Annotated in this window: 15 protein-coding genes; 13 read left to right on the forward strand and 2 right to left on the reverse strand. The window is 63.1% G+C overall.

What is annotated here, in order from left to right:
* Positions 1–117 precede the first annotated feature (117 nt).
* From hrpA to HF027_RS04405, 5 genes are all read left to right on the forward strand, one after another.
* The gene (gene hrpA / locus HF027_RS04385) at positions 118–4,137 is read left to right on the forward strand and encodes an ATP-dependent RNA helicase HrpA (protein WP_168013272.1); all 4,020 of its coding nucleotides are present in this window, start codon (positions 118–120) and stop codon (positions 4,135–4,137) included.
* Positions 4,134–5,255 carry a beta-ketoacyl-ACP synthase III gene (locus HF027_RS04390; RefSeq protein ID WP_168013274.1) on the forward strand — a complete coding sequence of 374 codons (1,122 nt, stop codon included), beginning with the start codon at positions 4,134–4,136 and terminating at the stop codon, positions 5,253–5,255. Before hrpA ends, HF027_RS04390 begins: the two co-directional genes overlap by 4 nt.
* An 88-nt stretch (positions 5,256–5,343) precedes the next feature.
* Positions 5,344–6,132: an MlaA family lipoprotein gene (locus HF027_RS04395; RefSeq protein ID WP_245184507.1), complete on the forward strand. Its 789-nt coding sequence runs from the start codon at positions 5,344–5,346 to the stop codon at positions 6,130–6,132.
* A gap of 86 nt (positions 6,133–6,218) precedes the next feature.
* Positions 6,219–7,415 carry a PP2C family protein-serine/threonine phosphatase gene (locus HF027_RS04400; RefSeq protein WP_168013278.1) on the forward strand — a complete coding sequence of 399 codons (1,197 nt, stop codon included), beginning with the start codon at positions 6,219–6,221 and terminating at the stop codon, positions 7,413–7,415.
* The gene (locus HF027_RS04405; RefSeq protein WP_168013280.1) at positions 7,402–7,908 is read left to right on the forward strand and encodes an STAS domain-containing protein; all 507 of its coding nucleotides are present in this window, start codon (positions 7,402–7,404) and stop codon (positions 7,906–7,908) included. The genes HF027_RS04400 and HF027_RS04405 overlap by 14 nt, the downstream gene beginning before the upstream one ends.
* Positions 7,909–8,160: 252 nt before the next feature.
* On the opposite strand, the gene tal is transcribed toward HF027_RS04405, so the two are convergent.
* Positions 8,161–9,096 carry a transaldolase gene (tal, locus tag HF027_RS04410; RefSeq protein ID WP_168013282.1) on the reverse strand — a complete coding sequence of 312 codons (936 nt, stop codon included), beginning with the start codon at positions 9,094–9,096 and terminating at the stop codon, positions 8,161–8,163.
* A gap of 230 nt (positions 9,097–9,326) precedes the next feature.
* On the opposite strand from tal, the gene HF027_RS04415 reads away from it, so the two are divergent.
* From HF027_RS04415 to HF027_RS04440, 6 genes are all read left to right on the forward strand, one after another.
* Complete coding sequence (locus HF027_RS04415) at positions 9,327–10,511, forward strand: Bcr/CflA family multidrug efflux MFS transporter (protein WP_168013284.1); 1,185 nt, start codon at positions 9,327–9,329, stop codon at positions 10,509–10,511.
* Positions 10,512–10,734: 223 nt separating this feature from the next.
* Complete coding sequence (locus HF027_RS04420) at positions 10,735–11,748, forward strand: PstS family phosphate ABC transporter substrate-binding protein (RefSeq protein ID WP_168013286.1); 1,014 nt, start codon at positions 10,735–10,737, stop codon at positions 11,746–11,748.
* A gap of 105 nt (positions 11,749–11,853) precedes the next feature.
* The gene (pstC, locus tag HF027_RS04425) at positions 11,854–13,110 is read left to right on the forward strand and encodes a phosphate ABC transporter permease subunit PstC (protein ID WP_168013288.1); all 1,257 of its coding nucleotides are present in this window, start codon (positions 11,854–11,856) and stop codon (positions 13,108–13,110) included.
* 21 nt (positions 13,111–13,131) lie between these two features.
* Positions 13,132–14,298 carry a phosphate ABC transporter permease PstA gene (gene pstA, locus HF027_RS04430; RefSeq protein WP_168013290.1) on the forward strand — a complete coding sequence of 389 codons (1,167 nt, stop codon included), beginning with the start codon at positions 13,132–13,134 and terminating at the stop codon, positions 14,296–14,298.
* 37 nt (positions 14,299–14,335) lie between these two features.
* Positions 14,336–15,172, forward strand: coding sequence for a phosphate ABC transporter ATP-binding protein PstB (pstB, locus tag HF027_RS04435; protein ID WP_425338665.1), 837 nt, complete (start codon positions 14,336–14,338; stop codon positions 15,170–15,172).
* Between the two features lie 176 nt (positions 15,173–15,348).
* Positions 15,349–18,816, forward strand: a complete 3,468-nt coding sequence (locus HF027_RS04440) for a translocation/assembly module TamB domain-containing protein (protein WP_168013293.1) — start codon at positions 15,349–15,351, stop codon at positions 18,814–18,816.
* A gap of 22 nt (positions 18,817–18,838) precedes the next feature.
* Here HF027_RS04440 and HF027_RS04445 read toward each other — a convergent pair whose 3' ends face one another.
* The gene (locus HF027_RS04445; protein WP_168013295.1) at positions 18,839–20,026 is read right to left on the reverse strand and encodes an acetyl-CoA C-acyltransferase; all 1,188 of its coding nucleotides are present in this window, start codon (positions 20,024–20,026) and stop codon (positions 18,839–18,841) included.
* A gap of 97 nt (positions 20,027–20,123) precedes the next feature.
* On the opposite strand from HF027_RS04445, the gene HF027_RS04450 reads away from it, so the two are divergent.
* On the forward strand, positions 20,124–20,711 hold the full coding sequence (locus tag HF027_RS04450; RefSeq protein ID WP_168013297.1) for a TetR/AcrR family transcriptional regulator: 588 nt from the start codon (positions 20,124–20,126) through the stop codon (positions 20,709–20,711).
* A gap of 162 nt (positions 20,712–20,873) precedes the next feature.
* A complete protein-coding gene (locus HF027_RS04455; protein WP_168013299.1) occupies positions 20,874–21,632 on the forward strand; it encodes an SDR family NAD(P)-dependent oxidoreductase in 759 nt (252 codons plus the stop codon).
* Positions 21,633–21,816 lie beyond the last annotated feature (184 nt).

The following is a 21,816-nucleotide window of genomic DNA, read 5'->3' on the forward strand; positions in this document are numbered from 1 at the left end:
GTGGTTGAGGCGAAGGCCCGGCCATGAGTAGGCACCATCGCCGGGCGGGCGGTACAATGACGGACCCGCCTCGGCATGGCCGTCGCGGGTCGCTGACTTATAGCCAATGAGGTTGCCTTGAGCACCACGACGTCCCGCTCCCCGACTGCCGCCGACACGACTCGCCTCAACGCCTTGGAGCAGCAGCTTGATGACTGCCTGCTGAGCGATGCCCAGCGCCTGGGCAAGCGCCTGGCCGGGCTCAAACGCCGGGCCAGGCAAGGCCAGCCCATTGATCGCGGCCTCACCGAGGTCGAGCAGCAGCTGGCAAAATCCAAGCAACGTCTTGCCAAGCGTCGTGGCCAGGCAGTCAGCCTCAATTATCCGTCTGAGCTGCCGGTGGTCGAGCACCGGGATGACATCCTCGAGGCGCTTCGCGACCACCAGGTGGTGGTGGTGGCCGGCGAGACCGGTTCCGGCAAGACCACCCAGCTGCCCAAGCTGTGCCTGGAGTTGGGGCTTGGGCGCCGTGGCCTGATCGGCCACACCCAGCCGCGGCGGCTGGCGGCACGTTCTGTGGCCACGCGGCTTGCCGAGGAGCTCGAGGTCAATCTGGGTGAGCAGGTCGGTTATCAGGTGCGTTTCACCGACCAGACCAACGACGCCACCCTGATCAAGCTGATGACCGACGGCATTCTGCTTGCCGAGACGCAGCATGACCCGGACCTCTCTCGCTACGATGCCATCATCATTGACGAGGCCCACGAGCGCAGCCTCAATATCGATTTCCTGCTGGGCTATCTCAAGCGCCTGACCGCGCGGCGCCCGGATCTCAAGATCATCATTACCTCGGCGACCATCGACGTGGAGCGCTTCGCCGAGCACTTTGCCGACGAGCGCCGCCCTCAGGAAGACGGCGGCGCCACTCCGGCGCCGGTGGTGCAGGTCTCCGGGCGCACCTACCCGGTGGAAGTGCGCTATCGGCCGCTGCTGCGTTCGGAAGATGACGAAGAGGATCGCACGCTGCAGGAAGGCATCCTGCATGCCGTCGAGGAGATCGAGGCTATCGAGCGCGAGAAGGGCTGGTGGCATGGCCCGCGTGATGTGCTGATCTTCCTGCCGGGCGAACGCGAGATCCGCGAGACCGCCGATACCCTGCGCCGGGCCGATCTGAAGGGCACCGAGGTGCTGCCACTCTACGCACGGCTCTCCAACGCCGAACAGAACCGGGTCTTTCAGTCGCATGCCGGACGACGCATCGTGCTCTCGACCAACGTCGCCGAGACCTCGCTGACCGTGCCGGGCATCCGCTATGTGATCGATCCAGGCCTTGTACGCATCAGCCGTTACAGCTACCGCGCCAAGGTGCAGCGGCTGCCCATCGAGCCGATCAGTCAGGCCAGTGCGGATCAGCGCAAGGGCCGCTGCGGACGCATCAGCGAGGGCGTATGTATTCGCCTCTACGACGAGGAAGATTACCTCTCGCGGCCCGCCTTCACCGAACCCGAGATCCAACGCACCAACCTGGCGTCGGTGATCCTGTCGATGCTGTCGCTGAAACTCGGCGAGATAGAAGCCTTTCCGTTCGTCGATGCTCCTGATTCACGCTTCATCAAGGACGGTTTCCGGCTGCTCTTCGAGCTTGGCGCCGTCGATGAGAACAACCGCCTGAGTGACATGGGGCGCCGCCTGGCGCGCTTGCCTATCGATCCAAGGCTTGCCCGCATGGTGCTGACCGGCGCCGAATCGGGCTGTCTGCGTGAGACCTTGATCGTGGTCTCGGCGTTGGCGATTCAGGACCCCAGAGACCGCCCGGCCGACAAGCGCCAGGCCGCCGATCAGGCTCATGCGCGCTGGAAGGATCCGGATTCTGACTTCGTCGCCTGGCTGAACCTGTGGAATGGCTTCGAGGCCGCCCGGGAAGAGCTTTCCGGCAACCAGCTGCGCCGCTGGTGTCGCGAGCATTACCTGAGTTACCTGCGGCTTCGCGAGTGGCACGATACCTTCCGCCAGCTGCGTCAGCTGCTCGGTGACATGGATATCAAGGTGCCTTCCCCCGAGCCATTGCCCGAGGACGATGAGGCGCGAGCCAAGCGCCGCCGCGAAAACGCCACGACGCTTCACCAGGCACTCTTGACCGGGCTGCTATCGAACATCGGCCAGCTTCTGGAGACCCGCGAGTACCTGGGTGCTCGCAATCGCAAGTTCCAGATTCACCCGAGCTCCGGGCTTGGCCGCAAGCGCCCCAAATGGGTCATGGCCGGCGAGCTGGTCGAGACATCGAAGCTGTTTGCCCGTGAGGTGGCGCGCATCGAGCCGCAGTGGATCGAGCCACTGGCGGGCCATCTGGTCAAGCGCACCTATAGCGAGCCTCACTGGGAAATGAAACGTGCCCAGGTGGTGGCCTTCGAGCAGGTGACGCTGTTTGGCCTGCCGATCGTCAGCCGTCGCCGGGTTCACTACGGACCCATCGCCCCGGCCGAAGCCAGAGAGCTTTTCATCCGTCGCGCCCTGGTCGAGGGCGAATACCAGACCAAGGCCGATTTCTTCGCGCATAACCGCTCGATGATCGAAGAGGTCGAGGAACTCGAGGACCGTGCCCGTAAGCGGGATATCCTGGTCGACGAGGAGACGCTGTTCGATTTCTACGACCAGCGTCTGCCCGCCGATATCATCAATGGCAAGGGCTTCGAGGCCTGGCGCAAGAAGGCCGAAGCCGAGGATCCCGGCATCCTCAAGTTCGACCGTGAGGCATTGATGGCCCGCGGGGCCGAGGATGTCACCGAGCAGCAGTATCCTCACGAGCTCACGCTTGGCGGGGTGCGTTACCCGCTTCACTATCATTTCGAGCCGGGGGCTAGCGACGATGGCGTGACCATGACGGTACCGGCGGCGATGCTTTCCCAGTTGCCCGTCGAGCGGCTCGAATGGCTGGTGCCGGGGCTTCTGCGTGAGAAATGCATTGCGTTGATGAAATCGCTGCCCAAGTCAGTGCGCCGGCAGGTAGTTCCCATTCCTGATTGGGTGGACGCGGCTCTTGCCACCCTGACACCGGATGATATCTCGTTGACCGCCGCCCTTGGCGACTTCCTGCGGGTCAAGACCGGCCTGCGTCTCGACCCCGATGATTGGCAGGTCGATCAGCTGGAGCCGCACCTGCGCATGAACCTGAGCGTGGTGGATCACCAGGGCAATGTGCTGGGCGAGGGCCGCGATCCGGCAGACCTTGAGCAGCGCTTCGCCAAGGCGGCAAGCGAGGGCGCTCGTGCGCTTGCCGAGCAGGCCACCGATCAGCAGCAGGCCCTTGAGGATCTGCCCGAAACGGCGCTACCTGAATCACGGGTGACCACCCAGGCGGGGATTCGCGTCGAGGCCTTCCCGGCGTTGGTCGAGGCCTCAAAGGGGCTTGCCGTCGAGCTCTTCGAACACCCCGTCAAGGCGCGGGAAGCGCATCGTCATGGCATCAAGCGCCTGGCGATGCAGCGAGCCCCCGACGCGGTGCGCGAGCTCAAGCGCCTCAAGGGACTCGACAAGTGTGCGCTCCTGTTTACCAAGGTGGGTAGCAAGGCCCAACTCGTCGACGATCTGGTCGAAGCGGTCTTTCTGCAGGTGGTGGCGGTTGATCCGCTGCCCCGTTCGCGAGATGAACTCGAGACGCGTCTTTCTGAGACGCATGAACAGCTGCTGCCTCATGGTGAGCATCTGGTTAACGTACTGGAGCGCGCCTTGAACGGCCACCTGGCGGTGACCAAGGCGTTGAAGGGCAATCTCAGCTTTGCCCTGGCACTGGTGTACAGTGACCTTAAGGCACAGATGCAGCGGCTGGTGCACCCGGGGTTCGTGGTCGAGGCCGGGGCCTGGCTTGAACAGTATCCACGCTATATGGAAGCGGCACAGATTCGTCTCGAGAAGGCCCCGCGAGAACGCAACCGTGATCAGATGCTGATGCAGGAAGTTCAGGACTTCGAGGCACGTCTTACCAAGCGTCGTGAGGCGGGGCGGCGTCACGGACCGGAAGACCCGGAGCTGACCGAGTTTGGCTGGTGGATAGAAGAACTGCGCGTTTCGCTATTTGCCCAACAGCTGGGCACCTTGGTGCCGATTTCCACCAAGCGCCTCGAGAAGCGCTGGGCAGAAATTACAGGGAGAACCTCATGACCACCGCAGTGATCACCGGCAGCGGGCTCTACACACCGCCCCATGCCATCGATAATGCCGCCCTGGTCGAGGCCTTCAATGCCTGGGTGGATGCCGACAATGCCCAGCACGCCGACGCCATCGCGGCCGGTGAGCACGAGGCCCTTGCGTACTCCAGCAGCGAGTTCATCGAGAAGGCCTCGGGCATCTTGAGTCGCTACGTGCTGGATGCCGAGGGGATTCTGGATCCGCAGCGCATGCGCCCGGCTCTGCCCCAGCGCGGAAATGACGAGCTGTCGCTTCAGGCAGAGATGGGCCTCGCCGCGGCTCGCCAGGCACTGGATGCGGCGAGCGTCCAGGCCGATGAGATCGACCTGGTGATCGTCGCCTGCTCCAATCTGGAGCGGGCGTACCCCGCGGTGGCGGTGGAGCTTCAGGCGGCGCTGGGAGCCGGCGGGCACGCCTACGACATGAATGTGGCCTGCAGTTCGGCGACCTTCGCTCTCGATGCCGCCCGCAATGCGATCCTCGCCGGCAGCGCCAGGCGGGTGCTGGTGGTCAGCCCCGAGATCTGCTCGGCGCATCTCAACTTTCGCGATCGCGACAGTCACTTCATCTTTGGCGATGCCTGCACGGCGCTTCTCGTCGAAGACGATGCCGTGGCGCGTACCGAGGAGCGCTTCGAGATCCTCGGTACGCGTCTGGTCACGCAGTTCTCCAATGCCATCCGCAACAACGCCGGTTTCCTCAATCGCGTCACCGACGCCGATCCCCAGGCGCTCGACAAGCTCTTCGTGCAGGAAGGGCGGCGCGTTTTCAAGGAAGTGTGCCCACTGGTGGCCTCGCTCATACGCGGCCATCTGGATGACATGGGACAAACGCCCGCTGATGTGTCGCGTCTCTGGTTGCACCAGGCCAACCGGCACATGAACGATCTGATCGCGCGCCGGGTGCTGGGCCAGGCGCCACGCGAGGATCAGGCGCCGATCATTCTGGATCGCTATGCCAACACCAGCTCGGCGGGCTCTATTATCGCCTTCCATCTGCACCGGGATGATTTGCCATCGGGTGCGCTGGGGGTGGTGTGTTCCTTCGGGGCCGGCTACAGTGCCGGCTGCGTTATGGTGCGCCGTGTATGACGACCGTAAGATGATGCCAAGGACTGCCAAGGGAACGTCGATGAGAGATAACGCGCGTAGGCCGAAGGGCCGTGCAGCTCGGGGGATAATGGCCAGGGCCATCCTGCTTGGTGCAGTGATGAGCATGGCTGGCTGTGCCAGTACCCAGACCGCCGAGAGTAATCCGGATGATCCCTGGGAAGGCTTCAACCGTAAGGTCTTCGTCTTCAACGACACTCTTGATCGCTATGCCCTTAAGCCGATCGCCCAGGGATATGACTATGTGACACCGTCGCCGGTACAGACGGGGGTGGGCAATTTCTTCGCCAATCTCGGTGAGGTGGGCACAGCCTTCAACAGCGTGCTGCAGTGGAAATGGGGCAATGCAGGCATCGCTTCCGGTCGTTTCATGATCAACTCGACCCTGGGGCTTGCCGGGTTGGTGGATATCGCCACCGATATGGGTATCACCGGGCGCGAGGAAGACTTTGGCCAGACACTCGCCGTATGGGGCGTGGGCGAGGGGCCCTATCTGGTGCTGCCCTTGTTAGGCCCAAGTACGGTGCGTGATACCGCTGGGCGCCCGGTCGACATGTATACCGACCCGGTGACCTACGTCGAAGATGACGAGGTCGCCTATGGATTGACCTTCCTGCGCATCGTCGACAAGCGTGCCGCCTTGCTCGATCAGGAACGCCTGATTCGGGGTGACCGCTACAGCTTTATCCGTGATGCCTGGCTGCAGCAGCGACGTTTCGAGGTCAACGACGGCGATATGGGCGATGATCCGTTTGCCAGCGATGATTTCGACTTTGACGATAGTGATTTTGCCTTCGATGAACAGCCGGATGCCGATGAGGCAGACGGTGAGGACAGCGAGGCGGCTCCGACGCCGTAACGACCGCCGGATGGCGGCCTGAAAGGAATCCGCGTGAGGGTTCGCCCTCCCGCGGTCATCTGTCTAGGGACGAGGGGACGGAGTGCATGGCCAGCCCAAGAATACTGATCGGTGTGCTCGACCTGCCTGGAAAGGCGCGTGACGATCTGGCCGAGGTGGTCGCAAAGGGCGCTTTTGCGGTGATAGCGGCCGAGCGGGCCGAGGAGTTGCCGGCGGATACGGCCCTGGTGGTCGCCCATGTGCGTTCGGTACCGACTCGCGACTGGCCCTCCTTGACCGCCCGATTGCCGACGCTGGTCGTCACCGAGAGCCGGCTGGACAGCGATCTGCTCAAGGCGGTTGATGCCGGTGTGGTGGATTACATTATCGAGCCGCTTCTGCATGGCGACATTCTGCGACGAATGATTGCCAAGGTGGTCGAGAACCATCGTCTGGCGCAGGAGCATCAGCGCGACCGTGATCGCCTCGCCGAGCTCAACGAAAGCCTGGAGACGCATCTGGCAATGCTGCGCCTCGATCAGCAGGCTGGCGGTCACATCCAGCGCAAGCTGTTGCCGCCCCGTCCGCTGGTGCTCGATGGGGTGACGTGCGATTACTGGCTGGCGCCGTCGCTCTATCTGTCGGGTGATTTTCTCGATTACCAGCGCTTTGATGCGCGTTTCAGCGTCTTTTATTTTGCCGATGTCTCCGGCCACGGCGCTTCATCTGCCTTTGTCACCGTATTGCTCAAGTACCTGTGCAACCGTTGGCTGGGCGAGTGGGATGGTACCCATCCCGAGTGTTTGGCCGCGGACTGGTTGGCGAATCTGAATCGCGAGCTGCTGGATACAGGCATCGGAAAGCATATGGCCATGTTTGTGGGCGTCATCGACCACAAGACCCATCGACTTCACTATTCGCTGGGGGCGCAGCTGCCGATGCCGCTATTGGTCAGTGAGGGCGGCGTCGCCCCACTAGAGGGTGAGGGCATGCCGGTTGGCCTCTTCCCGAATGTGGAATATCCTCAGTTGAGTTGTGCGTTGCCGCAAAACTTCCGACTATGGTTATGTTCAGATGGAGTGCTGGAGTATTTGTCAGGCAGGACGCTTGAAGGACGGCTCAAGGAACTCGAGCGACTGGTGCTTGAAAGCGACGACCTGTCGGCACTGCGGGAGAGCCTGGCCATTGATGGCCTGCCCGTGGACGACGAGGGCACTATCAGTGGGCAAGCGCCGGAGTACGAGGAGCTGCCTGACGATCTGACGATCATGACCTTGAGCGGTTTTGACAATGATGAAGAATGAAGGGCGATTGCAGGCGGCCATTGATTCCGGCGTCTTTATACTCAAGCTATCCGGTGATGTCCGCTTGACCTTGAGTGCCACCCTGGATACCCAGGCGCAGCGGCTGGCCGAGATGCCGGGTCTGGAAACCGTCATGGTCGATTTGCGCGAGGCCACCAATGTGGACTCCACGGCGCTGGGCTTCCTGGCCAAGGTAGCGCTCGCCGTGCGTGACCGGCTCGAGCAGCCGCCGACCATCGTCGTCGACAACCCGGATGTTAGGCGCATGCTCGATGTGATGGGCTTCGGCGATTATTTCACCCTGGTCGAGTCGCCCATCCGGGAGCCCGCCGAGCTCGCTGACCTGCCGCTGGTCAACGCCGACGAGCTGGTGCTTCAGGAACGCATTCTCGAAGCGCATCGCATCCTGATGCACATGAGCGAGCATAATCGCGAAGAATTCCAGCCGCTGGTGGAACTGCTCGAGGAGCAATACCGGCAGCCAAGCGAATAGGCGGCCTGGTTCGGCGTCCACGAGTAGCTTGGCGTCTGGCGGCACGCAACGCTTGTGCTTATCCCGTTAGATGATTCGCTTTCATGTCATGCATCGTGACGGTGAATAATCACGTGAATCACGTATAAACGAAGAGGGCCGGTCGATATCGACCGGCCCTCTTTTCGTGGTGGTTCTTTTCTTTGCGACCTGTTGCCAAGGCGCTTGGTCGCGCGAATGGTCCCCAACCGACTGCCCGTGCGCTATCCGGGCTTACTTGCGCAGTTCGCCCAGCAGGGCTTCCAGCTTGCGCTGATCGTCCATGAACTTGCGAATACCTTCGGCAAGCTTCTCGGTGGCCATGGCATCTTCGTTCATCGCCCAGCGGAATTCGCCTTCGTCCAGCGGCTCGGGCATGGAGCTTTCAGCGTCCTGCGGCCTCAGGGCCCGCGGTAACTCTGCGTTGTCTTCCGCAAGCTCGCCAAGCAGCTTCGGGGAAATGGTCAGGCGATCACAGCCCGACAGCGCCTCGATCTCGCCGGTATTGCGGAAGCTCGCCCCCATGACCACTGTCTTGTAGCCGTGTCCCTTGTAGTGCTCGTATATCGCGCGCACTGAACGGACACCGGGATCGTTGGCGCCTGCGAAGTCTGCTTCGGGGTCGCGGGCCTTGTGCCAGTCGAGGATGCGGCCCACGAAGGGCGAGACCAGCGTCACGCCAGCGTCGGCACAGGCCTGAGCCTGGGCAAAGTTGAAAAGCAGCGTCAGGTTGGTGCGAATGCCTTCGCGCTCGAGTTGCTTGGCGGCGCGAATGCCTTCCCAGGTTGAGGCGACCTTGATCAGAATACGCTCGCGGCCGACACCCCGCCGCTCGTAGCGCTCGATCAGCGAATGGGCGCGGGCCAGGGTGGCGTCGGTGTCGAAAGACAGCCGTGCACTGACTTCGGTGGACACATAGCCCGGAACCAGCGCACTGATCTCGCTGCCGACCTCGACCGCCACCGCATCCAGCGCATCGTCGATGTCGGTGCTCTGGCGGGCCAGCTCAGCCATCCGGGCGCGGCGGCCTTCCTGTTGTGCCGCCTGCAGGATCAGCGAGGGGTTAGTGGTGGCATCGGTGGGTTGGAAACGCTTGATGGCGTCCAGGTCACCGGTATCGGCGACCACCGTGGTCATAGCTTTCAGCTGTGTCAGCTTGTCCTGTGTCATGGTCATCCTGAATGATCGAGTGAGTCAGATCCTCACTGTAGCAAGGCCGCGTCGCGCTGGGTATACGTGCTTGGTTCCTGGCAGCTGTCATCGCCAGGGGCCCGGCGCGGGCAGTACTGCCACATAGCGGCGCTTTGCCGAGGCAACGGCGGAGAAGGGCGGCAGTCAGAAGGTAAATGGGTTATCATTAGCCGGCTACTTTTTCACCCGTTTCTTTCAGGAGCATCCTTTTGTCACTGAGTACTCGAAGAGTGGCCCTATTGGTGGCGGCCAACACGGCCCTGGCACCTTTCGCCATCGATGCCTACCTGCCGGCGATGCCGGCATTGGCCGAGGCCGTGGGCGCCAGTATTCATCACACCGAACTGTCGATCAGCGTCTTTCTGTTCGGCTTCGCGATCGGCCAGCTGACCGGTGGTCCGTTGTCCGATCGCGTGGGTCGCAAGCCGGTCCTGCTGACAGGGCTCTTGGTGTTCTGCCTGGCGAGCCTTGCCATCACCCAGGTGAGTTCACTGGAAACGCTATGGGCCTTTCGCTTCGTCCAGGCGCTGGGCGGGGGGGCCTGCGTGGTCAACTCGGCGGCCATCGTGCGCGATTGCTTCAGCGGCCGGGAGGCCGCCAAGGTGATGTCGACCATGGCCATGATCATGATGCTGGCACCATTGGTCGCCCCGGCGGTAGGTAGTGGCCTTTTGTACCTGGCCGATTGGTGGCTGATATTCGTGTTCCTTGCAACCTATGCCGGCTTCCTCGCCTGGCTGCTGGGCACTCGCTTGCCCGAGACGCGTTCGCCCGATCAGCCAACGGCGTCCTTCCGTCAGGTACTGGGTAACTATGCAAGCGTCTTCCGCCAGCGCGAGGCGATGGGCTATATCTGTGCGGTGGCGATGTCCTTCGCCGGCATGTTCGCCTTCATCACTGCCTCACCCTTCCTGTATATGGATTACTACGGCCTTACGCCTGCGATGTACCCGGTGGTGTTCGGCGCCAATGTGGTGGTGATGGCATCGTCGAACCGGCTCAACATTCGCCTCCTGCGACATCGCTCTCCTCAACAGAACCTGCGTCTGGGGCTCGGCATGCAACTGCTGTCGGCCATCAGCCTGGTGCTGTTGGTGGCGATGGGTAAGGACTCTCTCTACACGGTGGTGCCGCTGATCATGCTGTTCATGGGCCAGATTGGCCTGATAACCCCCAACGCGATGAGCTCGTTGCTGGAGACGTTCAGCCACATGAGTGCGACCGCCACGGCGCTGATGGGCAGCATCCAGTTTTCCTGCGGCGCTTTGGCCGGCGTGCTGGTCGGTGCCTTCGAGGTCGAGAATCCCTGGCCGATGGTGCTGACCATGCTTGGCGTTGCCATCATCGGGAACATTGGCGTGAGGGTGCTGGTGGGGCGACATGCCCGTACCTGACCACGCGCATACTGGAAAGAGAGATTGTCCCGCTGCATGACATGTCGCGGCTATACCGCCAAGGCGCTCGGAAACGGGCGCCTTGTTGCTATGCAGCCTGGCGTTAGAGGGTGGGCTGGTCTAGCGTGTCGGTGGATGTGTCACTTGTCACGAAGCTGTCATCTTGTTGCGTCATCTTGTGTCTCGCGAAGGTTGAATACCCTCATCGACAGGAGTTACCTGCATGAACCGCATCCTCAAGACTACCGCTATTGCCGCCGCCGTCATGGGCTTCGCTACCGCCGCCCAGGCCCGTGATCAAGTTCGCATCGTCGGCTCCAGCACCGTGTACCCGTTTTCCAGTTACGTGGCTGAAGAATTCGGTGCTACCACCGACTTTCCGACGCCAGTCATCGAGTCCACCGGTTCCGGCGGCGGCGCACGCCTGTTCTGCAACGGCCTCGGTGAGGGAACGCCGGACATCACCAACGCGTCGCGCCGCATGAAGCCTTCCGAGTTCGAGCGCTGCGTCGAGAATGGCGTCACCGACATCACCGAGGCTTTTATCGGCTATGACGGTATCGCCTTTGCTCAGTCCAGCAAGAATGACGAAATGGATGTGACCCGCGAACAGCTCTTCATGGCCTTGGCCGCCCAGGTGCCGGTCGATGGCGAGCTGGTCGACAACCCCTACACCCAGTGGAGCGAGATTGACTCCTCGCTGCCGGATCGCGAGATCGCCGTCTACGGTCCGCCCACTACCTCCGGCACCCGTGATGCCTTTGAAGAGCTGGTGATGGAAGCCGCCTCCGAGGACATGGAAGCCTATGGTGGTGAAGGCTACACCGATATCCGCACCGACGGCGCCTTCATCGATGCCGGCGAGAACGACAATCTGATCGTTCAGCGCCTGTCCGAGAATACCGATGCGTTTGGCATCTTCGGCTACTCCTTCCTGGAAGAGAATGCCGACACCCTGATGGGCTCCAGCATCGACGGCGTCGAGCCGACCCCCGATGCCATCGGCAGTGGCGAGTACCCGGTGTCGCGTTCCATGTTCTTCTATGTGAAGAATCAGCATGCCGATGAGGTTCCGGCCATGTATGAGTATGCCAACCTGTTCATGAGCGAGAAGATGATCGGTGATATCGGCTATCTCAAGGGGATGGGCTTGATCCCGGCGCCGAAGGACATGCGCGCCGACGCCCGCGAGGACGTGGCCAACCACGAGACACTGGAACTGTCTGATCTCAAGTGATTGAAGACGTACTTGATGCTTGAATTGGCCGGCAGCTTGGCGCTGCCGGCCGACTTACGTTCCGGCAAGTCGATGCTGCCGGGCCCCGTTGACTGAGAGCTTCCCATGCAGACCAACCAATTGATCCTGCTATTCAGTGGCGCCTTGCTGGTGCTGGGGCTGATAGCCTTCTTCATGGGCCGTGCCAAGGCGGCCAAGGTACGTGCCGCCGGCACCGCCATGTATGCACAGCCCGACCAGTACGCCTGGTTTGCTGCACTGGCCACGGCCGGGCCTGCCGTGGCCGTTGGCGCCATCGGTTCCTTCGCCCTGCTGCTGATGGGGGCCGAGATCCCCACCCTCTATCTGTTGGCCGGCAGCCTGGTCGTGGCCGCCGCCGGCATGATGGTCGCCATGATGCAGGTACGTCCCGATTTCCATGCGCGCAAGGCCATTGAAAAGACCATCCGCTGGATCCTGGCCGGCGCGGCGATGATCTCGATCTTCACGACGTTCGGTATCCTGTTCTCTATCATCACCGAGGCGCTGCGTTTCTTCCAGATGGAAGGCTTCTGGGACTTCATTACCGGAACCACCTGGAATCCCGGCGCCAGCTTCCTGGCCGCTGCCGGCCGCGCCGAGGAAGGCGCCACGGCTGCCGAATTCGGTTCTGTACCGCTGTTCGCGGGTACCTTCATGATCACCCTGGTGGCCATGCTGGTGGCCATTCCGGTGGGCCTGATGTCGGCGATCTACATGTCCGAGTTCGCTCCCGCTCGGGTGCGTACCATCGCCAAGCCGGTACTCGAGGTTCTGGCGGGCATCCCCACGGTCGTCTATGGCTTCTTCGCCGCCATCACCGTGGCGCCGATCATCGTCGATGTCGCCGGTGCGTTCGGTCTGGAGGCCTCCTTCAACAACGCCCTGGCCCCCGGCATCGTGATGGGCATCATGATCATCCCGTTCATCTCTTCGCTTTCCGATGACGTCATCAATGCGGTACCGGACAGCATGCGCCAGGGCTCGCTGGCGCTTGGCATGACCCGCGCCGAAACCATCAAGGATGTGGTCGTGCCCGCGGCTCTGCCGGGGATTATCTCCGCCTCGCTGCTGGCCATGTCGCGGGCGCTGGGCGAGACCATGATCGTGGTCATGGCCGCCGGCATGCGGCCCAACCTGACCGCCAACCCGCTGGAGGACATGACCACGGTGACCGTGCGCATCGTGGCGGCGTTGACCGGTGACCAGGAGTTCGCCAGCGCCGAGACGCTGTCGGCCTTCGCGCTGGGTCTGGTGCTTTTCGTGGTAACGCTGGCGTTGAACATGGTCTCGGTGATCATGATCCGCCGCTTCCGCGAAAAGTATCGCTCCAACAACCTGTGATCGATTGAGGCTAACCGGATAATGAGACAATCCTTCGATGAGATCAGCGCCCAGCTCAAGCGCCGCCATCGCAAGTCTGCTCGCCTGAAGTGGATGTCGATGGGGGCCCTGGGCCTTGCCGGGGTTTTCCTGGTGTTCTTCTTCACCGACATGCTGATCAAGGGCCTGCCGGCCTTCCAGCAGGCACAGATCCAGGTGCAGGTCGACTACAACGAGATGGCCCAGGAGATTCCCCTGGCGGCGGTCGAGGAAGAGGTGCGCCCACTGGTCAGCCGCGGCTATCTGCGCCTGATTCCCGGGCGCATGGAAGACAACGCCGACTTGCTGGGCACTACCCGCATGGAGTGGGTGCTGGCAGATGGCCAGGTCGACCAGTACCTCAAGGGGCATCACAACAACCTGAGCGCCAGCGAGCAGGCGGTGGTCGATGAGCTCGCCGCCAATGGGCGCGCCGAGCTCAAGTTCAATACCACCTTCTTCAGCCGTGGCGATTCGAAGATGCCCGAACTCGCCGGTATCGCCTCGGCCGCCATGGGCACGGTGATGACACTCCTGGTGACCCTGGTGGTGGCTTTCCCGATCGGGGTGATGACGGCGGTGTATCTCGAGGAGTTCGCCCCCGACAACCGCTTCACTCAGATCATCGAGATCAATATCAACAACCTGGCGGCGATCCCCTCGATTCTGTTCGGTCTGCTGGGTCTTGCGATCTTCATCAACTTCTTCGGCGTGCCACGCTCCTCGCCGCTGGTGGGTGGCCTGACTCTGGCGCTGATGACGCTGCCGGTGATCATCATCTCCACCCGCACGGCGCTGCGCAGCGTGCCGGAAGATATCCGTCATGCCGCCTTCGGTGTGGGCTGCTCGCGCTGGCAGGTGGTGCGTGACCATGTGCTGCCGGTCAGCATGCCGGGCATCATGACCGGCTCGATCATCGGTCTGGCGCAGGCCATGGGCGAGACCGCGCCGCTGATCATCGTCGGCATGGTGGCCTTCATCCCGGATGTCTCGGCGACCATCACCGAGGCCGCCACGGTGCTGCCCGCTCAGATCTTTACCTGGGCCGGCGAGCCGGATCGCGCCTTCACCGAGAAGACCGCCGGCGGCATCCTGGTGTTGTTGACCATCTTGATTACCCTCAACGCAACGGCCGTGGTGTTGCGCAAGAAATTCGAACGTCGCTGGTAACCGACCGGCACTTGCAACAGGATACGTCACTATGGATATGAAAGTTGCCGACCGTGGAGTCACCATGTCAGGTCACGAAACCGGGCAGCCAGTCACCCGCAATGAACAGGCCAACCATGAGCTGAGCATTCGCGTGCGCGATCTCAACCTGTGGTATGGCGAGACGCAGGCGCTGAAGAACATCAATATCGATGTCTTCCAGAAGGATATCACTGCGCTGATCGGCCCCTCGGGCTGTGGTAAATCGACCTTCCTGCGCTGCCTCAACCGCATGAATGATCTGATCCCGAGCGTGAAGCTCGAGGGGCTGATCGAGATGGATGGGCGTAATGTCAATGAGGTCAAGATGGACGAGGTCGCGTTGCGGCGTCGGGTAGGGATGGTGTTCCAGAAGCCCAATCCCTTTCCCAAGTCCATCTACGAGAATGTCGCCTACGCACCACGCATGCACGACCTGGTCAGTCGCAAAGCTGACCAGGATGAGCTGGTCGAGCGGGCCCTGCGTGATGCCGGCCTGTGGAACGAGGTCAAGGACAAGCTGCATGAGCCGGGTACCTCGCTCTCCGGTGGTCAGCAGCAGCGTCTGTGCATCGCCCGCGCGATCGCCGTGCAGCCCGATGTGATCCTGATGGACGAGCCGACCTCGGCACTTGACCCGATCTCCACGGCAACCATCGAAGACCTGATGGACAAGCTCAAGCAGCAGTTCACCATCATCACGGTGACACACAACATGCAGCAGGCGGCGCGTGTGGCGGATTACACGGCGTTTTTCCACCTGGGAGAGATTGTCGAGTACAACGACACCAAGACCATGTTCGCCAACCCGCATACCAAGAAGGCCGAGGACTACATCACTGGCCGCTACGGCTAAGCGGGCTGTACCGACCTTCGCACATGCAACGGGGAAGCCATCAGGCTTCCCCGTTGTCGTTTGCATGGACGTCGGCGTTTACGTGGACGTTGTCGTTGGAGGGGCTGGGGCTGCCGGGTGTGCAGCCGGATGCCGTCAGGCTACATTGATCGTGCATCCCTCATGCAAGGATCATCATGCCAAGAGACAACGTCACCCCTTCCTCCCGCCAGCATCGTCTGCGGATAGGCGCGCTGGGCCTTGCCGGTGTCTTGCTGCTGGTAATCGGTTATCTGGTTGGCACGCACTGGCTGCTCAACAGCGGCTGGTTGGAAAAGCGCCTGTCACAGGTCCCCGGGGTGACGGTGAGTTGGTCGGCGGCCAGCAGTCACGTCCCCGGACAGCTCAGGGTGCATGACCTCAAGCTGCAACGTGAGGGCAGCGATCTGTCGCTGGGGCTGGAACTCGAGACGGCCGAACTCGACGTATCGTTATGGGCATTGCTCATGCGCCGAGTCGAGATCCTGGTACTCAAGGCCGACGGGCTTCGCTCGTTGTCGCTTGGCGAGCACCGTCTGTCGGGGCAGGGCGGAGTGGCATTGAGCGGCCTGAGGCTTTATGACCAGCACCTTTCTCTCTCGCGCTTTCGGCTGTCGCTTCAGGAGGCCGAGGTCTGGCGCGATGACAAACGACTGGCCCGTGACATTCGTCTCGACGCCGATCTGAGTCTGGCGGCCTTGCGTGCCGATCAGCTGGCGGGTCGAGGCGCCGCACGCGCCGTCTCCGGCAGCTTGTCACTGGCCGCCCAGGCCGATGCCTGGGATGTCTTTGCCCCTTACCTGGGTGGTCTCGACGGGCTGAGCCTGGCCGGTCGAGGTCGCCTGGTGGGCGATCTCACCCTCGAACGGGGCCGACTGGTTCCCGGCAGTGAATTGGCACTCACATCCTCCCATCTGCAACTGACGCTCAAGGAAGGCGCCTGGTTCGAGGCCGCGGCGAGTGATGATGCTTCCGTGGCACTTGTGGATGCCGCTGGCCAGCACGTTCGACTGGACGGGCGTGGCAGCGTCGGCGTGCGGGTCGAGGCAGGGGGCGAGCCCCGCCTGACGGTAACCCTTGATGACATGCTGATGCGAAACCCCCAGGCCGCGGCCCTTTTCATGACCAGCCGTCACTTCCGGCTGGAGGCTCGCCTTGAGGATGCTGATTTGGCTGTGCCGCCCCGACCGCCGACTGCCGCCACCCTGGTGTGGGAGGGCGCCCGGCTACCCGATGTCGGCGTCCTGTCGCGTTACCTACCCAAGCCGCTGCCATTCGCCTTGCACGATGGCAACGCGACGCTCGAGGGACGCCTCGACTACCGTGACGGCGTGCTCGAGGGTGCCTTGACCCTGGCCGGCGAGGCGGTGAACCTGACGCTGCTCGACAATCGTGTCGGCGGCGAGCTACGACTCGACCTGGCCATCAAGGAGCTCGACTTTCTCGAGCAGCGTCTGGACCTTTCCGGCACGCGATTGCGGGTGGGCGTGGGGCAGGCAGAGGAGGGCGCTATGCCGGTCACCGAGCTGGTCCTTGAAGAGGCGGTACTCAGCGGGACGCGTCCACTGGGCGAGCGCCGACAGGCCCAGGATGATCTGCCTGTAGAGGGGCGGTTGGTGATCAGCGGTCGGGTGAGCCAGCTGCACTTTCTTGATGCCTTCCTGGAGTCGGCACTCGACGGCCGCGGGCTGGCGCTGGAAGGCGAGGGTGAGCTTGCCGCGACGCTTGAAATCCGCGAAGGACGGCTGGCGCCGGCCAGCCAACTGACCATCAATGCCGGACGACTGGGCGCCCGCTTCCTGGATGTTCGTGCCCGCGGAGAGGGAATGTTGGTTGCTCGCTGGCCCACCGATGAGCCGGCACGGCTGCGGGTATCGCTCACCGATGCTTGGCTCGAGCGCAAGGCCGATGGACAACGCCTGTTGCAGGCCGAGCGCCTGAGCCTGGAGGCGGTGAGCGAGGGAGGCGCCTCCCTCGCGGCGGTCGATGACCTGAGTCTCGAACTCGCCTGGCAGGACGCCAAGGTGCCGGACGTTTCCGTGTTGAACGCCTACTTGCCCTCCGCGGCCCCCTTCACCTTGCTGGGTGGTCAGGCGACGTCTGCCGGGCAGCTGAGCTTCTCGGGCGCCGTGGGGCGAGGCCGATTTTCGCTGAATGGCGAGGCCATCCGCGGCCGGCTTTGGGGAGAGACGCTGGAAGGCGAGCTGGCCCTGACGCTTGAGATGCCCGAGGCACACCTTGATGGCAGCCGGCTCGACCTGTCCGGGACCCGGCTCGAGATGCAGGCGGCGAGTAAGCACGATGCGATGCAGGCGGCCGGCGACGAGGCGCGCTTGCGCAGCACCCTGATCGCCCGCCAGGCACGTTTCGACCATGTCTGGCCGGTCGAGGCGACGACGGCCCCGCTAAGCGGCCAACTGATGCTGGACGGGTTGGTCGCCAACCTGGGCTTCCTCGATACCTTCCTGCCCGAGGCGCACGGACTGGCGGTGCAAGGAAAGGGGCGGCTTAGCGCCGAGCTTGAGTTTTCCGACGCCACCCTCTTGCCCGGCAGCCAACTGGCGATCGGTGCAGATTCGCTTACGGTAGGCTTCCTCGACCATCAGGCCCGTGGTGACGGTCGCCTGGAGGCCTGGGTCGAGGGCGAGCCAGCCGCTCCCGATCTGCGCTGGCGCATTTCGCTACCAAGCGTCGCCTTGGAGCGTCAGGGTGAGGCCAATGATCAGATCACCGGGCGCCACTTCTCGCTGGAGTCCACGCTGCCGATGGGCCTGATAGGAGGTGATGGTGAGGCGCTCGAGCGCCAGACCACTCGTATCCAATTACCGATCGCCGAGGTAGACGACCTGGTCATGTTCAACGCCTACCTGCCGGCGGGTGCCGGGCTCGAGTGGCTGTCGGGGCAGGCCAGCATGTCGATGGATCTGTCCCTTGAAGGCGTGCAGGCGCAGGGGGAGCTGACCCTCAAGGCCTTCGATGCCGGTGTGCGACTCGGCGAGCAGCGGGTGAGGGGGGATCTGCAACTGGAGGCGCGACTGCGGGATGGCGACCTGGCGAGCATGAGCTTCGATGCCTCCGGCTCGCGCCTGCGCCTCGATAACGTCTCGCGCGAGGCCGCCAATGGCGAAAATGATCAGGCGTGGTGGGTCCAGCTCGACCTCGATGAGGGGCGGCTTCTTTGGGCGCGCCCCCTTGAGCTGGATGCACGCTTGTCGATGGCCATGCGCGACAGTGGCCTGCCGGCCCGGCTGCTTCTGGCCTCGGCCCGTGAGCGCCGCTGGCTTGGTCGGCTGCTGGATGTGTCGGGCATTTTGGGTACTGCCCGGGTGCAGCTCGGCCCCGAAGGCCTGAGGATCAGCGAAGCGCGACTGACCGGGCAGAAGCTTGAGCTTCTGGCCGATCTGGTGAGGCGCAATGAGACCCTGACGGGAGCCCTCTACGCGGGCTTTGGCGCCCTGAGCCTTGGTGTGGCCCTGCAGGATGGCGAAAGCCGGCTGCGTTTCGTAACGCCACGACAATGGTACGAGGCGTCCCGCGATGGTGCCGTGATCTGGCCCGAGACAACGCCGCAGGAGGAGCGGGACTGGCGACAATCATTGCCGATGTCGCCGGCGATGGCGCCGTAACGCCATCGCCAAAACGGAGTGTTCAGTCACATAGCTCCACGGCCAGGGCGGTGGCCTCGCCGCCGCCGATACACAGGCTGGCGATGCCGCGCTTGCCGCCGGTCACGCGCAGGGCATTGATCAGGGTGGCGATGATCCGCGAGCCGGTTGATCCGATCGGATGCCCCTGGGCGCAGGCGCCACCGAAGATGTTGACCTTGTCGTGGGGAATGTCGAGCCCATCCATGGCCAGCAGGGTGACCACCGCGAAGGCTTCGTTGATCTCGAACAGATCGACGTCATCCACCTTCCAATCGAGGCGTTTCAGCAGCGTGTCGATGGCACCCACCGGGGCGATGGTGAACTCGCTTGGGTGCTGGGAGTGGGTGCTGTGATCGAGAATCCGGGCCAGCGGGCGGGCGCCGTGGGCCTTGGCGGCCTCGCGGCTGGAAATTACCAGCCCTGAAGCGCCATCGGAGATCGAGCTGGCGTTGGCGGCGGTGATAGTGCCGTCCTTGGTGAAGGCCGGGCGAAGGTCGCGGATCTTGTCGGGCCTTGCCTGGAAGGGCTGCTCATCGCGATCCACCAGGCTCTCGCCACCGCGACCGCTGACCGTGACCGGCGCCAGCTCACCATGCAGGTGGCCGGCCTCGTGGGCGGTCATGGCGCGTTCCAGAGAGGCGATCGCGAAGTCGTCCATGCGCTCGCGGCTGTAGCCGCGCTGGTCGGCGATGTTCTGCGCGAACGCGCCCATCAGCTGGCCGGTCTCGGCATCCTCAAGGCCATCCAGAAACATGTGATCCTTGAGTTCGCCATGGCCCAGACGATAGCCACGGCGAGCCTTGGTCAGCACGTGGGGCGCATTGGACATCGACTCCATTCCGCCTGCCAGCACCAGCTCGCCGCTGCCGGCGTGTATCAGGTCGTGGGCCAGCATGGCGGCCTTCATGCCGGAGCCACACAGCTTGTTGATAGTGGTGGCTCCGACACCGTCGGGCACGCCCGCCTGACGCATCGCCTGGCGCGCGGGGCCTTGCTTGACCCCCGCCGGCAACACGCAGCCGAAGAGGCCTTCGTCGACAGCCGCGGCATCGACGCCGGCACGCTCCAGCGCCGCCCGGATGGCGGTGGCGCCAAGCTCCGGTGCGGTGAGGCTCGACAAGCTGCCGAGCATGCCACCCATCGGCGTGCGAGTGGCGGCCAGGATCACGATCTCGTGGGAAGATGACATGGTAAGACTCCTTGGCGATCGCCGGCCATGGCCGTTGACCGCAGATGGGGGCTATGGTCTTCTCAAGGCTAACCAAGCAAGCGCTAGTGTAAATGCGATGAACGTAGTGAATGACTCGCCGCGGCGCCAGGAACTGATTCGCGTCGCCGCCCAGCTCTTCGTGCAGGAGGGCTTCGATCGCACCACCGTGCGCATGCTGGCGCAGCAGATGGGCATCAAGTCGGGCAGCCTCTTCCATCACTTCCGCGACAAGCAGGAGATCCTCTGCGCGGTGATCGAAGAGGGCACCCAAAACGCCCTCGCCATGGCTCGCGAGGCCCTTGCCCAATGCGATAACGATGCACAAATGCGCCTGCATGCCATGGCGCGGGCTCACCTCCAGACCCTGCTGACCGACCGTAACGCCCACGTCGTCGCCCTCTACGAGTGGCGTCGACTGGACGGCGACTCTCGCGATCATCTTGGCCACCTGCGCGATGCCTACGAGCAGATCTGGCAGGAGGTGATCGGCGAGGCGCTCGAAGCGGGGCTTATCCGCGGCGACAAGTTGCTGCTCTCGCGCTTCGTGCTTGGGGCGCTGAACTGGACGGTGCGCTGGTACGACCCCGACGGTGTCCAATCGCCGGAGACGCTGGCAAGCGAACTGATCGGCATGCTGGGCGCGCCAGCAAAGACTCCCGCCTGATTCGCCGCGCTGATACCTTCCACCGATACCTTCCTATGCGACCCCTTGCGGATAGACAAAGGTGCACAAGCATTTGCTTGGGCTGGCTCTGCTGCTAACTTATCTTTTGACGTTAACGTTAACTAGAAATGGTCGGGAAGAGCAACCATTGGGGGAGATACCATGCAGGTTAATCAACGCACCTTTCTGATCACCGGCGCCGCCTCGGGGCTGGGGGCTGCTACCGCCGAGCGCCTAGTCGCCGGCGGCGCGCGGGTTGTGCTGTGCGACCTGAACGAGGCCGTGGAGGAATTGGCCGGTCGCCTTGGGGATTCGGCAACGGCCTGTCGCGGCGATGTAACCAAAGAGGCCGATATCCAGGCTGCCGTCGATCTTGGCGTGTCCATGGGGGGGCTGCACGGCGTTGTGCACTGCGCCGGCGTGGTCAGCGTGGCCAAGCTGCTCGACCGCGAGGGTAACCCGGCCGATCTCGCCGCCTATGCCCGCACCGTCGAGATCAACCTGGTCGGCACCTTTAACGTCATGCGCCTGGCCGCCTCGGCCATGGCAGAAAACACCCCGGGCGAGGACGGCGAGCGTGGCGTGATCGTCACCACCGCCTCGGTGGCCGCCTTCGATGGCCAGGTGGGCCAAGCCGCCTACAGCGCCTCCAAGGCAGGCGTCGTGGGCATGACATTGCCACTGGCGCGCGAGCTCTCGCGTCACGGCATTCGTGTGATGAGTATCGCTCCCGGGGTCTTCGAGACGCCGATGATGAGTGGCATACCCGAGGATGCCGTGGCGTCGCTCTCCGCCGCCGTGCCCTTCCCCAAACGCCTGGGCAAACCCGCAGAGTTCGCGAGCCTCGCCGAGCAGATCATCACCAACGTGATGCTCAACGGTGAGGTGATCCGCCTCGACGGCGGTATCCGCATGCAATAGGGCTCTCGCTTCGGGTCGGCTGACGGCTCTATCGTCTCGTGCTAGCTGACGGCTCTGTCTGGTGTCGGGTGCCTACGCATCTGACGTTGTCTCCTCTTGCGTTTGCCGTAAGTCACGCTTATTTATGCCTTCTTCTACGGAGTGAGACCATGGTGGTGAGCGATAATAAAACGAACGCTTGACT

Origin of the sequence: Halomonas salinarum (genome assembly GCF_012062845.1) — a bacterium.
GTDB classification, from domain to species: domain Bacteria; phylum Pseudomonadota; class Gammaproteobacteria; order Pseudomonadales; family Halomonadaceae; genus Onishia; species Onishia salinarum.

What these genes read in the sequence shown, in the direction of transcription:
- HF027_RS04390 (WP_168013274.1), top strand. Translation starts at nt 4,134, where the DNA reads ATGACCACCGCAGTGATCACCGGCAGCGGGCTCTACACACCGCCCCAT.
- HF027_RS04395 (WP_245184507.1), top strand. Translation starts at nt 5,344, where the DNA reads ATGGCCAGGGCCATCCTGCTTGGTGCAGTGATGAGCATGGCTGGCTGT.
- HF027_RS04400 (WP_168013278.1), top strand. Translation starts at nt 6,219, where the DNA reads ATGGCCAGCCCAAGAATACTGATCGGTGTGCTCGACCTGCCTGGAAAG.
- HF027_RS04405 (WP_168013280.1), top strand. Translation starts at nt 7,402, where the DNA reads ATGATGAAGAATGAAGGGCGATTGCAGGCGGCCATTGATTCCGGCGTC.
- tal (WP_168013282.1), bottom strand. Translation starts at nt 9,096, where the DNA reads ATGACACAGGACAAGCTGACACAGCTGAAAGCTATGACCACGGTGGTC.
- HF027_RS04420 (WP_168013286.1), top strand. Translation starts at nt 10,735, where the DNA reads ATGAACCGCATCCTCAAGACTACCGCTATTGCCGCCGCCGTCATGGGC.
- pstC (WP_168013288.1), top strand. Translation starts at nt 11,854, where the DNA reads ATGCAGACCAACCAATTGATCCTGCTATTCAGTGGCGCCTTGCTGGTG.
- pstA (WP_168013290.1), top strand. Translation starts at nt 13,132, where the DNA reads ATGAGACAATCCTTCGATGAGATCAGCGCCCAGCTCAAGCGCCGCCAT.
- pstB (WP_425338665.1), top strand. Translation starts at nt 14,336, where the DNA reads ATGAAAGTTGCCGACCGTGGAGTCACCATGTCAGGTCACGAAACCGGG.
- HF027_RS04440 (WP_168013293.1), top strand. Translation starts at nt 15,349, where the DNA reads ATGCCAAGAGACAACGTCACCCCTTCCTCCCGCCAGCATCGTCTGCGG.
- HF027_RS04445 (WP_168013295.1), bottom strand. Translation starts at nt 20,026, where the DNA reads ATGTCATCTTCCCACGAGATCGTGATCCTGGCCGCCACTCGCACGCCG.
- HF027_RS04450 (WP_168013297.1), top strand. Translation starts at nt 20,124, where the DNA reads ATGAACGTAGTGAATGACTCGCCGCGGCGCCAGGAACTGATTCGCGTC.
- HF027_RS04455 (WP_168013299.1), top strand. Translation starts at nt 20,874, where the DNA reads ATGCAGGTTAATCAACGCACCTTTCTGATCACCGGCGCCGCCTCGGGG.